This window comes from Opitutus sp. ER46, assembly GCF_003054705.1.
Classification (GTDB): Bacteria; Verrucomicrobiota; Verrucomicrobiia; order Opitutales; family Opitutaceae; genus ER46.
In genome coordinates, this window is sequence record NZ_QAYX01000020.1 from 232,258 (window position 1) to 245,732 (window position 13,475).

10 protein-coding genes are annotated in these 13,475 nt (G+C 68.4%); 6 read left to right on the forward strand and 4 right to left on the reverse strand.

The features are described 5' to 3' along the window. Positions 1 to 95 precede the first annotated feature (95 nt). From DB354_RS07695 to DB354_RS07705, 3 genes are all read left to right on the forward strand, one after another. The gene (locus DB354_RS07695; RefSeq protein WP_146180148.1) at positions 96 to 1,319 is read left to right on the forward strand and encodes an oligogalacturonate lyase family protein; all 1,224 of its coding nucleotides are present in this window, start codon (positions 96 to 98) and stop codon (positions 1,317 to 1,319) included. Positions 1,320 to 1,552: 233 nt separating this feature from the next. Then, positions 1,553 to 2,629, forward strand: a complete 1,077-nt coding sequence (locus DB354_RS07700) for a hypothetical protein (protein ID WP_107834866.1) — start codon at positions 1,553 to 1,555, stop codon at positions 2,627 to 2,629. A gap of 480 nt (positions 2,630 to 3,109) precedes the next feature. Beyond that, entirely contained in the window at positions 3,110 to 3,763 is a 654-nt protein-coding gene (locus DB354_RS07705) for an energy transducer TonB (RefSeq protein ID WP_107834867.1), read from the forward strand. A gap of 142 nt (positions 3,764 to 3,905) precedes the next feature. Here the strand turns inward: DB354_RS07705 and DB354_RS07710 are convergent, their stop codons facing one another. After that, a complete protein-coding gene (locus DB354_RS07710; RefSeq protein ID WP_107834868.1) occupies positions 3,906 to 6,884 on the reverse strand; it encodes a PAS domain S-box protein in 2,979 nt (992 codons plus the stop codon). Positions 6,885 to 7,081: 197 nt separating this feature from the next. Here DB354_RS07710 and DB354_RS07715 point away from each other — a divergent pair, with 197 nt between their 5' ends. Beyond that, entirely contained in the window at positions 7,082 to 7,261 is a 180-nt protein-coding gene (locus DB354_RS07715; protein ID WP_107834869.1) for a hypothetical protein, read from the forward strand. Between the two features lie 17 nt (positions 7,262 to 7,278). On the opposite strand, the gene DB354_RS07720 is transcribed toward DB354_RS07715, so the two are convergent. The 3 genes from DB354_RS07720 to DB354_RS22250 form a co-directional block, all read right to left on the reverse strand. After that, positions 7,279 to 9,216 carry a tetratricopeptide repeat protein gene (locus DB354_RS07720; RefSeq protein ID WP_107834870.1) on the reverse strand — a complete coding sequence of 646 codons (1,938 nt, stop codon included), beginning with the start codon at positions 9,214 to 9,216 and terminating at the stop codon, positions 7,279 to 7,281. Positions 9,217 to 9,252: 36 nt separating this feature from the next. After that, positions 9,253 to 9,843, reverse strand: a complete 591-nt coding sequence (locus DB354_RS07725; protein ID WP_107834871.1) for a hypothetical protein — start codon at positions 9,841 to 9,843, stop codon at positions 9,253 to 9,255. Between the two features lie 125 nt (positions 9,844 to 9,968). After that, positions 9,969 to 10,763, reverse strand: coding sequence for a nucleotidyltransferase domain-containing protein (locus tag DB354_RS22250; RefSeq protein WP_158277426.1), 795 nt, complete (start codon positions 10,761 to 10,763; stop codon positions 9,969 to 9,971). A 249-nt stretch (positions 10,764 to 11,012) separates the two neighbouring features. On the opposite strand from DB354_RS22250, the gene DB354_RS22255 reads away from it, so the two are divergent. Together DB354_RS22255 and DB354_RS07740 are read left to right on the forward strand one after the other, a co-directional pair. Beyond that, entirely contained in the window at positions 11,013 to 11,747 is a 735-nt protein-coding gene (locus DB354_RS22255) for an ABC transporter ATP-binding protein (protein ID WP_158277427.1), read from the forward strand. Next, positions 11,744 to 13,474: a hypothetical protein gene (locus DB354_RS07740; RefSeq protein WP_107834874.1), complete on the forward strand. Its 1,731-nt coding sequence runs from the start codon at positions 11,744 to 11,746 to the stop codon at positions 13,472 to 13,474. Before DB354_RS22255 ends, DB354_RS07740 begins: the two co-directional genes overlap by 4 nt. Position 13,475: the final 1 nt, after the last annotated feature.

Sequence of the window (13,475 nt, forward strand, 5' to 3'; positions counted from 1 at the left end):
CGCTCCGACGCCATCCGCGGTGAACGGGAAAGTAGAAGCGAAAAGCTAAGGTTTGAATCCGTCTCGGCGCTGGCGATTGATGGAAGCTGATTTCCATGAGCGACACCCATGCTTTCGAGGTTCTTCACGGCGGTGCGGACCACCCCACCCAGCTGCTTTATTTCACAACGCCCAGCGTGACGGCCGATGGCCGGACGCTGGTGGTCGTACGCGAGGACGCCGGCAATCCAAACCTCTGGGCCCTCGACTTGGCATCGCGGCAGATTCGGCCGCTCACAAACAACCGCGATGGCGTGCTGAAGTCGTACGTCTATTTCCGCGGCGCGCCGAACCGCGGCCTCGGCAAGGCCAGTGTGAGTCTCGATCCCATGCGCGGCCGCGTGTTCTACCTGCAGGGCGACGACCTGATGCGCGTCGACCTCGCCGACGGCAAAGCACGAGCGATCGCGCGCGTGCCGGCGGGGCAGGTCACGGCCTTCACCCACCTCAGCGCCGATGGATGCCGGATCTGCCTGCCCACCACGGACGCACGGGCTTTGGAGGACGACGTGCCGGCGCCACAGCGCGGCGAGAACTTCGTGGCGGGAAAACGCAACGAGGTGATCACCGACAAGCCCGCGTACGACATCGACGAGCGCGTGCGGCGCGAAGGGCTGAGCTCGTGGCTACGCGTGTTCGACACCGAAACCGGCGCGCAGCTCGCCTGCGAGCGCGTGCCGCAGGCGTGGATCACCCACGTGCAGTTCTCGCCGGTGAACCCCGACTGGATTCTCTACAACCACGAGTGGCCGTCGGATTGCGGCATTCGCCGTCTCTGGCTGTGGGATGGCCGCACCCATCGCCGGCTGCGCGAAGAGGGCGCCGGCCGCAGCCGCGCCGACTGGGCCTGCCATGAGATGTGGGAAGCCGACGGTCGCGGCATCATCTACCACGGCAAGTATGCCGATGGCCGCGCCTTCATCGGCCGCGTCTCCCCGGCCGGCGGCGACAATGTGGAGATCGCGCTGCCCGCGCGGTATCAGCGTTACGGACACTTCACCGCCGGCACCCAGCATACCGACTGGCTGGTGTCCGACGGCTACTGGCATCCGGAAGGCGCGCCGGAGAACGGGCTTTGGGGCGGCGAATGGATTACTCGCCTGCAGGTCGATTGGGCCGCGCGTCACATTACGTGGACCCCGCTAACGCGACACCACTCGGCGTGGGATTGCCAGGACAGCCACCCGCACCCCGTGTACGGCCCGGGAGATAGAACGGTTTACTTCACGACCAATGTTGGCGGAGGCCGCAGCGTCGCCCGCTGCTCCGTCCCCCAGTAACGTCCGCCCCCTCCCGCGCGTCAGCTCAAGAGCGAGAGCCCTCCAACGCTTTCTCTTACTCTTCCTCTTACTCTTACTCTCGACCGTTTCCGTCCAGCACCTCCCGCCCGCCACTATCGCTCCGCCCCGGCCGTCCCCCGCCGCCGCCACTCTCACTCTCACTTTCACTTTCACTTTCACTCCGGCGCCTCGCGCCGGCCCCCCACTCCCCCATTCCCTCAATCCCTCATTTGATGCTCTCCCGAATTCTGCCGCTCTTTGCCTTCGGCTTCGTCGCGCTGGCCCAGGCGTCTGAGCCCGCAGCGCCCGATCCCCTGCCCGTCGAACCGTCCCGCAGCGGCTGGACTTTCTCGCTCCTGCCCAAATCCCTGCAACGGCATCCGTCGCTCGATTTCCACGTCGTCACCGAGCTCACCGCCGAGGGCCGGAAACGCGCACTCCCGACCGCTGAGCACCAGGTCTACTACATCGCGAGCGCCGGCAAATTCACCCAGCTCGGCAACAATACGCCCGCTGGCGAAACGCCGCCGGACGTCGGCTATCTCACGCGGGCGATGCACGGCGCACTGGCCGCGAGTCATTACACGCCGGCCAGCCCATCTTCGCCACTCCCAGCCATCGCGATCGTCTTCAATTACGGCTCGTTTGCCCGTTTCTCCACTGCCGCGGACGACTTTCAGCAGACTGTCGCCATCGAGCAGATGGCGCAGAGCGCAGCCGACACCGCGGCCCGTAACGGCACGGGATCCGGCGAATCTTCGTCCGGTCCGTTCATTCTCGCCGACGACGATTCCCGCGACGCCTCCTCGCTCCTGCGGATCGTACTTCGAGACCCGCACGCCCGCACCGATGTCCTGCACCGCGCTTCGCTCGTCGCGGGGGACAAGTTCTCCCAGGAACTCGCCGCCGCGATCAACCGCGAGGCCATTTCCCGCCAGTCCCGCGCTCCCCTGCTCTCGGGGCAGAACGACCCCGGCAGCCCGTTCCAGCAGTTCATGAACGCAAACCCGGAGATGATGGATCTCGTAGAGGAATCCTTTAGCAGCTGCTACTTCGTCGTCGCCTCTGCCTTCGACTACGCCGCGATGAAACAAGGCCGTAAAGTTCTCCTCTGGCGCACCAAAATGACCGTGAACTCCGCTGGCATCTCCATGAGCGAATCGCTTCCCAGCCTCGTTACCGCGGCAGGCCCCTACCTTGGTCGCGAAATGACCGGCGTCGTCACGCTCACCCGCAAGATCTCCCGCAACGGCAAAGTCGAGGTCGGCACTCCCCGCGTAATCGACTACAGCGCCCCCAGGGTCCCGTAGCCCCACCAACTCTTTCTCTTACTCCTACTCTTCCTCTTTCTCCCAAGGGATTGAGGGATTGAGGGATTGAGGGATTGAGGGATTGAGGGATTGAGGGATTGAGGGATTGAGGGATTGAGGCCGCGCCTGCCTTTTCGTAGCCGACGCCCTCGTTCTCGTTCTCGTTCTCCGTGCCCCCTCCTCCGGTCTCCGTGACCTCCGTGTCCGGCCCGGATGGATTGAAGGATTTCTTCATCCGTCCGACTCCAGCGCGTGATCGTGAGAGTAAGAGGAAGAGCAAGAGAACGATTCCTGTCGTCCCACCCGTCAGCGGCTCCCCCCCTTTCACTTTCACTCCCTACGAGGCGCACTCCGACGGACGCCCCCCGCGTCCGTGGAGACTTTTTTCTCCCCACCCCTAAGAAATCTGCCGCTGGATCGTGATTCCGAGCGGACCGACCGCACGCAGCGGGCCGGCCGCTCAATCACCCTCCCAGCACCATGCGCCAGGATTTCGTCATCGGCCTCGCCCTCTCCGCTGTCATCCACGGCACCGTCTTCCTCGAGGGGAAACTCTTCCCCAACCGGCCGCCGGCCCCCGTCGTGCGCGAGCGCCCCACACTCACGGTCATCGACATGCCACCGCTCGAGCCGGAGGAGCCCGAGATCGTCGAGACCACGAGCGATGCCGTCGCGCCCGCCGAGTTCGCGCCGCCCATGCAGGTCGACGTCCCGCAGGTGGTCACTGACACGTCATTCGTCCAGCGCATCCAGCCGCCTCCGCCGGAAAACGTGCAGCCCAACGCGTCACTGGTGAAGATTCCCGAGCACCGCGACAACACCGCATGGCACAAACTGCAGATCTTCGATCCCTCCAGCCTCGACCAGCAGCCCGTCCCGCGGGTGCGCACGCCTCCGCAGTATCCGTTTGAACAGCGCCGCCAGGGCGTCACGGGCGAGGTCCTCGTCGAGTTCATCGTCGACACCCAGGGCAATGTCCTTGGCGCCTTCGCCGTCCGCTCCTCCCAGCGCGAGTTCGAATCCGCCGCCGTCCAGGCCGTAAGCAAGTGGAAGTTCAAACCCGGCCGCCGCGCCGGCAGTGCCGTCAACACCCGCATGCAGATACCGATCGTGTTCAACCTCGACGACGCCTGACGCGCCTCGTCCGCCGGCGCCACACAGCGCCGGCCCTCCGGTGCCTCCGGCCACTTTCACCCCTCACTCTCACTTTCACTCCGGCGGCCCAGCCTCCGGCCACTTTCACTCCGGCGGCCCGCCGCCGGCCACTCCGGCGCCGTTAAGGCGCCGGCAATACCTGCGCCAGCTCGTCCCAGGCAAAGCGGTCCGCCATCTCCCGGAGCTGCGCGGCCAGCGCCGGCGCCTCCGCGCTCATCTCCGCCACCAAGGCCAGCACCGCATCGAGATCCGCCGCCTCCACCGCCCGCCGCAGCGGCCCCACAAACGCCGGCGGTACCGGCCCGGCCGGCCTCCGCACCCGCATGTCATCCTTCCTCGCCGCATCGTAGTCGTACCGCACGCCAAGCAACTGCCGCAGCCGCTCCAGCAGTTCCTCGTCCCGGAACGGCTTCCCCATGAAGGCATCAAACCCCGGCAGCGGCTCGTCGCCCTCCCGCAGCACACTCGCAGACAGGCCGATTACCTTCACCTGCCCGGTGGAGTCCAACGCCCGGATGCGCGTCGTCGCCTCCGAGCCTCCCATCACCGGCATCCGCAGATCCATGATCACGCCATGACATGGCCGCTGCTCGAATCGCGCCGCCGCCTCAAGTCCGTTGGCCGCCGTCGTCACGTCAAAGCCCACGCCCTGCAGCAACTCGACCAGCATCCGCCGGCCGTCTTCCTGGTCATCGACCACCAGCACCCGGCAGGCCGGCTGGTCAACGGCCAGGCGCAGGACCCGCGCGCGCGGCCGCAGCTCGCTCTCCGTCATCGCCTCCGGCGCCGCGCGCAATTGCAGCGTGACGAGGAACCGGCTGCCGCGCCCCAGTTCGCTCTGCACCGTGATGTCACCGCCCATCATCCGCGCAAACTCGCGACTGATCGCCAACCCGAGACCGGTGCCCGATCCGACCCGGCGGCCCGCGTCCGCCTGTTCAAATTGGCGAAACAGCCGCCCGAGTTCCTCCGACGCGATGCCCGGCCCCGTATCCTGGACCTCCGCGCGGACCAGCCAATGCCCATCCTCCTGCCGGCTCGTCTGGATTCGCACCGTGATCTTGCCGGCATCCGTAAACTTCACGGCGTTGCCCAGCAGATTGACAAAGATCTGGCGGATCCGCGCTTCGTCCGCGATCACCCGAGACGGCAGGTCTGACAAACCCTCGAACCCCAGCGCCACGCCCTTCGCCGTCGTCCGGGCCGCGAACATCGCGTGCAGGTCGCGCAGCAATGCCCTCAGGTCGCACGGACCAACCTTCAGCGTCGCCCGTTGCGCCTCGATCTTCGAGATCTCGAGCACGTCGTTCAGCAGCGCCAGCAGGTATTCGCCATTGCGATCGATCGTCTTCAGCCGCTCCCGCTGGTCCGGGGTCACATTCGCGTCGCGCAGCAGCAGCTGGGTGAAGCCGAGGATCGCGTTCATCGGCGTTCGGATTTCGTGCGACATGTTCGCGAGGAACACGCTCTTCGCGCGGTTCGCGATCTCCGCCTGCGCCTTCGCCGTCTGCAGCTCCGTGAGCCGCTTGCGCTCGGTAATGTCCCGGGAATTCAGCACGACGCCGCGGATCCCGGGATCGTGCAGCCAGTTCGTTCCCACCGTCTCCATCGTCACCCAGTGTCCATCCTTGTGCCGCGTGCGGTACTCGTTCCGATACGCCACCGCCGGGTTGCTGAGCGTCTGCCGCAGCGTGCTTGTCGCGACCTCCATGTCGTCGGGGTGGATGTCGTCAAAGCCGCTCCGGCCCAGCATCTCCGCCGGCGTGTAGCCCAGCACGGCTTCCACCGGGCCATGTACCGAAAGAAAACGGCCTTGGGCGTCGATCACCATGAAGAGGTCGTTGGAGTTCTGCAGGAGCCGCTGCAGTCGGCGCTCGCTCTCGCGCAAGGCCTCTTCGACCTGCTTGCGGTGCGTGATGTCCTGGAGCGTGCCCGACAGGCCCGTGATCACGCCGCCCGCATCACGCGCCGCCAGGATGTGGGCCTCAAGGTGACGCAGCCGGCAGCGATCCGGGTTCGTCCGGTGCTCAAAATTGCCGGGCACGCCCGTCTCGGCGACCGCCCGCATCGCCGCCCGCATCGGCGCCACGTCATCGGGGTGAATCATCGCCTCGACCTCGGACAAGGTCGGCGGCTCGCCGGGCTCGAGGTCGAAAAGACCGAACATCTGCCGCGACCAAAAGCCCGTGCCGCTCTCCAGATCCAGCGTCCAACTGCCGATCTGCGCCTGGCTCTGCGCCGCCTCCATCCGCGCCTCGCTCTCCCGCAGCGCCAGCTCGGTCTGTTTGCGCGCGGTGATGTCGTAGACGATCGACAACCGCATCGCCACGCCCGCGACGTCGACCGCGCGAGCGGAGATCGAGAGCAGCATCCGCCGACCATCCCGGCGGCGCGCCCAGAGTTCCATGTTCTGCACCTCCCCGCGTGCCCGCATCGCTTCGACCAACCGATCCCGCTCGGCGTTGTTCCACCAGAGATTCAGCTCGTCCGCCGTGCGCCCGATCACCTCCGCCCGAGAATAGCCGGAGACGCGCTCGAAGCCCTGGTTGACCTCCACCAACATGCCGCTGTCCATCCGCGCCAGGCTGATCGACGCCGGGACAAGATGGAAAATGCGGCTGAAGCGCTCCTGGCTCTCGCGCAACGCCTGCTCTGTCCGCTTCCGTTCCGTGACGTCCTGCCCAAAGCCCACCAGCCGAACGACCTGTTGCTGCTGGGCATCGAGCACGGGGACAATCTTGGTACAGAACTCCCGGACCCCCACGGGCGTCGGAATCTGTTGCTCAAACTCCACCGGCGCCCGCGCGGCCACGCAGGCGGCATACTGCGCGATCGTCTGCTCCGCCGCGGCCTTCGGCAGCAACTCCGCCACCGTGTGCGTCCCGTCGCGAAAAGCGGCGGCTGGCAGCCCCAACCGCTCCACGGCCGCGTTGACATCCTCGTACACGAACCGGTTTCCGGGCTCCACGCGTACCGCGAAGATCACGTCGCTCGTGTGGTCGAGAATCTCGCGCCAACGTGCCGCCGCCGCCGCCCGGCCGGGCATCGGCGTGGGGTCGGAGCCGGCAGCGCTGCCCGAATCTGGATCAGCGGCCGACATCAGCAGCGCTCAGTTCGCGCTCCGGCCCGCGTACCCGCGCAGGAGCGAGATTCACCGTAAAGGTCGTGCGTGACATGGCGTAGGAGGCGACCCGAGGTGCAGCCTACCCCGCCCCGACGGATCGCGCGGACACTAGAAGACTCCGATAGCCGTTGACCAGCTCCCATTGCCGGAGCGCCGCTACGTTGGCCGCCGCAATGGGTTCAGCCGTTCAGCGAAACTCGGGCCGCGGCGGCGTGAAGACCTGCACTTCGTCCGTATCGCAGACCGATCTCTCACGGTTCTACCCCTCCGCTCCCCGCCGCCTGCCGCCGGAACTCGCTGGCGTCACCTGGCCGCCGCCCGACGCCACCGTTGAAAGCCCGGCGACGGCCTGACCAGGCCCGATATTCATTCAGCGGCCCAGGTCGGGCAGCGTGGCGCCAAGCCGGCGCGCCGTCTGCAAATGCGGCGCCGCTTCGGCCCCGCGCCCGATGCTTGCGAGCGCTAGCCCGAGGTTGAGGTGCACCTGTGCCAGGTCGGGGTTCAGCCGGAGTGCCTGCTCAAATCGAGCGATCGCGTCGTGCGGCCGCCCGGCGATCAGCAGCGCGATGCCCAGGTTGTTGTACACTTCGGGCACCTCCGGCTTGAGCCGGATCGCCGCCTCATAGTGCGCAATCGCCTCCGGCTGCCGGTCAGCCTCCCGCAGGAGATTGCCGAGATTGTTGTGCGCCGCCGCGTAATTTGGATCCTGCCGCAGCGCCTCCTCGTACTGCGCCCGCGCCTCGTCGTTTCGGCCGAGCGCGCGCAGCGCATCGCCGAGCTTGGTCCGCACTTCCGCGCGTCCGGCCAGTGCCCGCAGCGCCTGCTCATAACGCACCATCGCCTCCGCCGGGCGGCCGAGGCTCAGCAGCGCGTTGCCGGCGTTGTGCTGCGCGTCCGCGAACCCCGGCTCGATCCGCAGCGCCGCGTCGTAGCACGCCAGCGCCGCCTCGAACCGTCCTTCCCGCGCGAGAATGTTGCCATAGTTGTTCTGCGCGGCGGCGTTGCCCGGACGCTTCGCCACGGCATCGGCCCAGATCCGTGCATCACTCTGGTAATCGAGATTTCGCCGCGCCGTCAGCCCGCCGCCGACCGCTGCCACCGCCAGCAGCACCCAACGCGCCCGGCGGCCGAGCACCGCCTGCACCGCCAACACGCCCAGCACCACCACCGGCACGAGCGCGAGGTACATGCGATGTTCCGCCAGCGTCTGCCGCATGCCCGGGATGAGCGAGGTCGGCGCCAGGATCGCAAAGAACCAAAGTCCCAGGAAGCCCACCGCGGGCCGACGCACCAGCGCCCAGCCCGTCGCCGCCACCAGCGCCGTCACCCCCAGCACCTGCGGCCACACTTCGCGCCATGCCACCCATTGGACGCCGTAATCGATGATCAATGGGCACGGCCACACCGACAGCGCCAGGTAGCGGCACAATGCCTCGAACTGCGTCGCTGCATACGCCGCGAAACTCACGCCCACGCCCAACCCCGCCGTGCCGGCCCGGCCCGCGCCGCCCCCCACCAGCACCGCCAGCGGCAACCACGTCGCCGCGAGCAGGAGATGCACGCCCCGCCGCTGCCGCCACGCGGCCCGATAACTGCCCGCCACGAACGTGCGGTCGTACAGGAAGACCAGCAGCGGCGCGGACACCATCACCTCCTTGGTGAACATGCCGAGCAGACAACAACCCACCGCCAACGCGAACCAGCGCTGCGACCCCGCCTCCACGCCACGCACGAAGCCGTACAGCGTCAGCAGATACAGCAGGCCCATCAACGACTCCGCCCGCTGCACGACGTAGGTCACCGACTCCGTCTGCAACGGATGCACCAGCCAGAGCAGCGCCACGGCAAACGCGATCCACGTCGCGTCGGCCGCGGGACGCGTCACCGGCGCCGGCATCCCGGCGCGCGCTCGGCTGAGGCCAGCCAGCGTCCGCCGCACGAGGCCGAAAAGTGTCAGCCCGGCGACGACATGGATCAGCAGGTTGACGGCATGATAGCCCCCGACGACGTCACCGCCCAGGAACCGGTTCACCGCAAAGGTCAGGTTTAGAAAGGGGCGGCCCGAAACCGTGAGCGCACCGCCCGGAGGCGCCAGCGCGGTCAGCCAGTTTGCCAGGGTCGGATTCTGCGGGATCGACAGCAGGTCATCGAAAATGAACGGCCCGCCCAAGCTGTTGGCGTACGCCGCCACCGCGGCAAAAACGAGCCCGACGCCGGCCAACCGAACCTGCCAGGTCTCGCGGGCCCGCGCCGTGGTGGCAATCACACGCGAGGCGGAACGCGGCACGGCGGTGGGGCGTGACGGCATGCGATGGACGGCGAGGACCGGGACAACGCGCGGCGCTTACGGGCGCCCGCGCAGCGCGATGAACAGCACCTGGGCCGGCTGCTTCGTCTGCCAGTCACCCTGCAGGTGCCACTGCGCGACCTTCGCCCAATCCATCTTGCCATCCTTGCCGGGATCACGCGTCGACACGGCAAAATCGCTCCGCTTGAGCCGCAGCCAGACGGGATAGCCCGGCGCCAGCTGCGCCACGCGCACGCGCCCCCAACATTGCGTGCCGTCACCATCACTGAACGTGATCGTGTACTCCGGCACCTGGTTGTCGGGCTGCACCGCGAGCGCCAACTCGATGTACGTGCACGCGGCGAGATCGAGCGCCGGCTGGAGGTTCTGACAGAAGCCGCCGTCGCCCTGCGCGCCTTTTGTCGCCAGCACGCGAAAGCCGGCCTTGGGTGCGACGGCGAACGCGTTCTGCCACGTGCCGTAGCCGTAGACGTTCGGGAGCATCTCGGTGAAGTTCGCGATGACGATCGGCGCAGCGGGTACAGGAGCCGCCGGGTCGGGGGTCGCGGCAGGAGCTGCTGGCGCAGCGGCGGCGACCGATGCCAGCGCGAGCGAAGCAAGCAGAGTGAGGCGGACGCAGGAGATCATGGGGAGTTGGGGTTGAAGCGCCGCGAATCCTGCGCCTGGCCCCCACCCGAGGCAATCTCCCGAGCCGTCCTAACGTTAGGGCACGGCCGCCGGGCGCGGGGCCCCACCTTGGCCCCGTGCGCCGCTCAGCTGAATCGCGAGCGTTGCGCCGCCAGGTACCCGGCCATCGCCCCCTCGGTATCCGGACGCAGGTTACCCGGCGGCTGCACCCGCCGGGCCTCGCGGTAAAGCGCGACGGCGGCATCGAGCGCACGCCAGCAGTCCGCCCGATCGTATTGGGCGATCGTCGCCGCCAGGGCCGGCACCGCCCCCGGCACGTCCAGCTCCACCCGCCGAACCCCGCGCTGTCGCTTCCCCTCATTGCGCGCCACCATCGGGCCCAGCACCTCCGCACGCAGGTGGGCGAGCATGGCGTGCGCCTCGAAGAGCTCTCCGCGGGCGATCTTCGTGGCGCCATAGTGCACCCAGATCCAAAAACGCTCCTCGAACCATTCGGGGGTGTGCGCCGGCCAAGCGGCCTCGCCCCGCTCCAGGACCGCCGGCATGTCGCCGACGCGGTCGTACGCCACGAGCGGAGTTTCCACCCGCCGCCCCAGCGCCTCGCGCGTGACGAACTTCAGGTCCACATGCAGCACGGGCGGCCCGTAGAGGCAGATCAGCAACCGCGGCTCGCCGACATGCTCGCCCGTGAAGGCCGCCAGCAGCGGTCCGAGCGATGCCGCCAGGGCGCGCCGCTCCGCCATCACCGTGGCGTATCCGTCATCCCGGCACACGACGATGAGATCGACATCCGAGTGCTCGTCCTCGCTGCCCGTCAGCGACGCGCCCGCGATGAGCACCGCGTCAACGCGCGCGTCGCGCCCGAGGCGGGCGATCGCCTGATCCAAGAATGCCGCCTGCGGCGAAAGCCTCATCGTCATGCGAGCGACAAAATCCCGACCACCCCTCACGGCAACCCGCGGCACTCGCTCCCAGCAGCACAGTCGCGCATCCCCCTTGGGGGTACGGTCCTTCTTCCTCGCCCGCCAACGCCGCGATCAGCCGCCCACGCGACACTGCCCTTGCACCCCGGCATTTTCGTCTCCCCCTTTCTTGCGCCGTGGCGCCCGCCACGACGTAAGGGGAAAAGGATTTGTGTGCCCCGGACACTTCGGCCAATTCCCCTGCGCGTGCACCTCCAGCTTCGCGGCGTCACCAAACGATATGGCAGGGTCATGGCCCTCGCCGACTTCTCGCTCGAGCTCCCGCCCGGCCGCATCGTCGCCGTCATCGGCCTGAACGGCGCCGGCAAGACTACCCTGCTCCGCTGCCTTTCCGGCATCGTCGCGCCCACGCGCGGCGAGGTGCGGTTTGACGGGCAGCCGTTCCAGCGGCGGCAGCTGGACCAGCGTCAGCGCCTGATGTTCCTGCCCGACTTCCCCGCGCTGTTTGCCGGCATGAACGCGCTCCAGCACATCGCCCTCGTGCTGCGCACCTATGAGCGCGACGACCCCGGCGTCGACGACCGAATCCTCGCCGCGTTGCGTGACCTCGACCTGCTCCCGCTCGCCGAGGCGCCGCTCGAAACGCTCAGCCGCGGACAACTCTACAAGGTCGCCTTTTCCGCCCTGCTCGCCGTCGCACCCGAGCTCTGGCTCCTCGACGAACCGTTCGCCTCGGGACTCGATCCGCAGGGTCTCGCCATCGTGAAACAGCGCGCCCGCGAATCGGCCGCCGCCGGCGCGACCATCATCTACTCGACGCAGATCCTCGAGATCGCGGAACGCTTCTGCGACCTGCTGTGCGTCATCGATCATGGCCGGCTCCGCGAAAGCTTCACCCGCGAGCAACTGGCCGCGCTGCCCCCCACCGGGCCCGACAGTCTCGAAGCCCGGCTGCGGCAATTTCGGGAGCCCGCCGCATGATCACCGGCGATCGTCAAGTGGTCCGGCGGCTGCGCCGGCGGGTGCGCGCCGCCGTCAAGGCCGATCCCGCGCTGCGCCGGGAGCGCCGGCGCGTCGGGCGCCGCCGGCTCACGCGGCCGCTCTCGATCGCGTTGTTGCGCTGGCTCGTGCCGTTTGTCGTCGCAAGCGCGGCCGTCTCCAGTCCGCAGCCTGCCGCCGTCCTGCCGTACCTCGTGCTCTGGACGCTCGCGCTCACGCTGCTGCGCGCGGGCCAGTGCGCCGACCTGTTCCATTCCGGCGCGTCGCTCTGGATCTTCTCCTTCCTGCCGGCCCGCGATGAGGCCGTGTTCCGTCACCAGGTCACCCTGCTCGCGCGCACCGCCGTCTGGCTGGCGGTGGATTGGCTCGCACTCGGCGTGGTCCTCGCCGCCCGGACCGGCACGCCGGCGGGATGGGTGGCGGCACCCGTCTTCGCCCTGGCGCAATACCTCACCGCGCTCGCCGTCGCCTGGGGTCTGGCGCGCTGGCGGCCCCAGCTCCCCTTCGGCACGATCGGCGGGCTGTTCGCCGGCGGCACGTGGCTCCTCCTGCAGTTCGGCAATGCCTTCGGCGCGCGCTTCACCACGCCCCTGCTGGGGACGCTCTCGCTCGCCACGCCCGGCGGCTGGCTGGCCACGGCTCAGGCCGACGCCGTCGCCGGCGGCTGGTGGGGCTGGCTCCTGGTCCTCACGCTCGGCACCGCCAGCGCCGTGTGCCTCTGGCGCGCGCTCCACGCCGGCGAACGAGATTTCCGCGTCGGCGCCCTGCTGGACGAAACCGAGTCGGCGAACGAGCCCAGTTTCGCCGCCGAGGAGGACGCCGCCATCCAGGCCGCCGATGCCGCCGGCAGAGCGCCGTTTTCTCCCGACCTGTTCGCCGCGCCGGGGAGCAGCGAGACGCCGCACGCTGGGGACGACGGGGCCTGGCGTGAGCGCATCGACGACGCCCTGACGACCGCGCCGGGGCTGGCGCTGTTTCGACGCGGCTGGCTCGAGGCCGGCGTCACCCGGCTGCTGTCGCCGCGGCAGCGGGTGCTCGTGGACTTTCTCCAGCCGCAAGGAGCCCGGTGGGGACGGATCTGGCTGTTCGCCTTCGTTTTCGCGCTCGCCGCGCCCTTGCTGCGCGCCGCCGGCCAAACCGGCGAGTGGCTCGTCTGGTTCCCCGTGGTTGCCCTCATCGCCGCGTTGCTTCCACCCGCCATGGGCGGCTGGACCGGCCTGCAGGGTGTCATCTCGTCCAATGGCATCGTCGGCATCCACGCGTTCCTGCCCATCGGCTTCGGCGAACTCTCGGGGACACTTCTGCGGGTGAGCGCGCTGGGTACGATCGCCGCGCTTCCGATTCTCTGGATCGCCATCCAGTTCGGCTTCGCGCCGACGCCACTCTCCGCGCTGCAGACGTTCGGGTTGGTGGTGCGCGCGGCGGTGGTCGCGTTCGCGCTCATGCCCGTTTGGACAATCCTCTCGATCTCCAAATCCACCAACGACACCTCCGGGCGCTGGTTTTTCACGCTGGCCGTGCTCTTCGTCCTTTCGATCGCCGTCCTGGTCGCAATCACCGTCGGCGTGGCGCTCTTCGTCGCCGAAGCGGTCTGGGCCGCGCTCGCGCTGTCCGCCATCCTTCTCGGCACGAGCGCCAGCCTGCTGGGACTCTACGGTTGGGCCTGGGGCCGCGGGAAGTTCGACCTGATCGCGCCGCCGCCACGGTGAG

Bases quoted from the DNA above. Each gene is read 5' to 3' on its own strand.
- DB354_RS07695 (WP_146180148.1), top strand. From the start codon at position 96: ATGAGCGACACCCATGCTTTCGAGGTTCTTCACGGCGGTGCGGACCAC.
- DB354_RS07700 (WP_107834866.1), top strand. From the start codon at position 1,553: ATGCTCTCCCGAATTCTGCCGCTCTTTGCCTTCGGCTTCGTCGCGCTG.
- DB354_RS07705 (WP_107834867.1), top strand. From the start codon at position 3,110: ATGCGCCAGGATTTCGTCATCGGCCTCGCCCTCTCCGCTGTCATCCAC.
- DB354_RS07710 (WP_107834868.1), bottom strand. From the start codon at position 6,884: ATGTCGGCCGCTGATCCAGATTCGGGCAGCGCTGCCGGCTCCGACCCC.
- DB354_RS07715 (WP_107834869.1), top strand. From the start codon at position 7,082: ATGGGTTCAGCCGTTCAGCGAAACTCGGGCCGCGGCGGCGTGAAGACC.
- DB354_RS07720 (WP_107834870.1), bottom strand. From the start codon at position 9,216: ATGCCGTCACGCCCCACCGCCGTGCCGCGTTCCGCCTCGCGTGTGATT.
- DB354_RS07725 (WP_107834871.1), bottom strand. From the start codon at position 9,843: ATGATCTCCTGCGTCCGCCTCACTCTGCTTGCTTCGCTCGCGCTGGCA.
- DB354_RS22250 (WP_158277426.1), bottom strand. From the start codon at position 10,763: ATGACGATGAGGCTTTCGCCGCAGGCGGCATTCTTGGATCAGGCGATC.
- DB354_RS07740 (WP_107834874.1), top strand. From the start codon at position 11,744: ATGATCACCGGCGATCGTCAAGTGGTCCGGCGGCTGCGCCGGCGGGTG.